Consider the following 2,038-nt stretch of genomic DNA (forward strand, 5'->3'; position numbering starts at 1 on the left):
AGAAAAGAGAGTGCTAATTTTGAATAAATTAAGGGGGGTGATTAATAGAAAGGGAAGTTAGATTATCAAATGGGAGGGAAATTTAAAATTCTGGATTGGAAATTGTGAATTGAAACCAATTCAAAATCCAAAATTAAAATAAGAAAGGAGGAATTTGACAATGAAACTTAAACCGTTAGGAGACAGAGTGTTAGTTGAAAGAATGGAGGAAAAGGAACAGGTCAAGGGAGGAATTATCATCCCGGATACGGCTAAAGAGAAACCTCAGGAGGGTAAGGTAATTGCTGTTGGAACCGGGAAAAGATTAGAAAGTGGTGAAATAAAACCGCTGGATGTAAAGGCAGGAGACAGGATTCTCTTTGGAAAATATGCCGGAACAGAGGTAAAACTTGATGACAAAGAATATCTCATTATGCGAGAAGATGATATTCTTGGGATTATCGAATAAGGAGTTTATGATTGCAAGTTGTGAATGGTAAATTGAAAAAAAATCCAGAAATCGACAATCCAGTTGTAGACTTGATTCAAGGCAAAATCAATAGGGCTTCACGAAATTAAAAGTAAGTGGTTAAATGGTGACTAATTACCATTCACCAGTTACTAATTACCAAAAGATAAGGAGGTATAAAACAAATGGCTAAACAGCTATGTTTTGGAGAAGAGGCAAGAAAAAATACCCTTAAAGGGGTGGATACCTTAGCCAATGTCGTTAAAGTGACATTAGGTCCTAAAGGTAGAAATGTGGTTTTAGACAAGAAATTTGGTTCACCAACGATTACCTGCGATGGCGTAACCGTAGCAAAAGAGATTGAATTAGAAAACGCGTATGAGAATATGGGGGCACAAATGGTAAGGGAGGTAGCGTCGAAAACATCAGATGTGGCAGGTGACGGAACAACAACGGCAACGGTTTTAGCTCAGGCAATTTTCCGTGAAGGGACTAAGAATATTGCCGCTGGGGCTAATCCAATGGCTTTGAAACGAGGGATAGAAAAAGCAACTGAGGCCGTGGTAGAAGAGATTAAGAAAAACGCCAAAGAGGTTAAAGAGAAAAAGGAAATGGCACAGGTAGCCACTATTTCTGCCCATATGGATGCCGCTATTGGCAATTTAATTGCCGATGCGATGGAAAAGGTTGGTAAAGATGGCGTTATCACCGTCGAAGAATCAAAAACAATGACCACGGAATTGGATGTCGTCGAAGGGATGCAGTTTGATAAAGGCTATTTATCACCATATTTTGTAACTGATGCCGAACGGATGGAATGCGTCCTTGAAGACCCATATATCTTGATTCATGAGAAAAAAATATCCGTGATGAAAGACCTTTTACCTATCCTTGAGAAGATAGTTCAAAAAGGGAAACCATTTTTAATCATTTCTGAGGATGTAGAAGGTGAGGCATTAGCGACTTTAGTTGTGAATAAGATTCGTGGCACATTGCGATGTGCGGCGGTAAAGGCACCAGGCTTTGGCGATAGACGCAAGGCAATGTTAGAAGATATTGCTATCCTTACAGGTGGCAGGGTTGTTGTCGAAGAATTAGGGATTAAATTAGAAAATCTCAAACTCGACGATTTAGGCCAGGCTAAAAGGATAACGATTGATAAGGATAATACAACGATTATTGAAGGTGCAGGTGATACGGCTGATATTAAAGCCAGAATATCACAGATTAAATTACAAATTGATGAAACGACTTCTGACTATGACCGTGAGAAACTTCAGGAAAGATTAGCTAAATTAGCTGGCGGCGTCGCAGTAGTTAAGGTTGGTGCGGCAACTGAAACCGAAATGAAAGAGAAAAAGGCACGAGTTGAAGATGCCCTCCATGCTACCAGAGCCGCAGTTGAAGAAGGAGTTATCCCGGGTGGCGGAGTAGTGTTGCTGCGTGCACAACAGGTGGTTGATAAACTTAAATTAGAAGGGGATGAAAAAGTCGGTGCAATGATTGTTAGACGGGCATTAGAAGAACCTTTAAGACAAATTGCAGAAAATGCCGGATTAGAAGGTTCGATAGTCGCCGAGAAGATTAGGT

General features: G+C 40.2%; 2 protein-coding genes. Both read left to right on the forward strand.

The features are described from left to right. Positions 1–160: 160 nt before the first annotated feature. The gene (gene groES, locus AB1414_15805) at positions 161–448 is read left to right on the forward strand and encodes a co-chaperone GroES (protein ID MEW6608884.1); all 288 of its coding nucleotides are present in this window, start codon (positions 161–163) and stop codon (positions 446–448) included. Positions 449–633: 185 nt separating this feature from the next. Further along, positions 634–2,038: chaperonin GroEL (gene groL / locus AB1414_15810; protein ID MEW6608885.1), on the forward strand; the 1,405-nt coding region annotated here is incomplete at its 3' end.

The organism is bacterium, from assembly GCA_040755795.1.
Taxonomy (GTDB): Bacteria; UBA9089; CG2-30-40-21; order CG2-30-40-21; family SBAY01; genus JBFLXS01.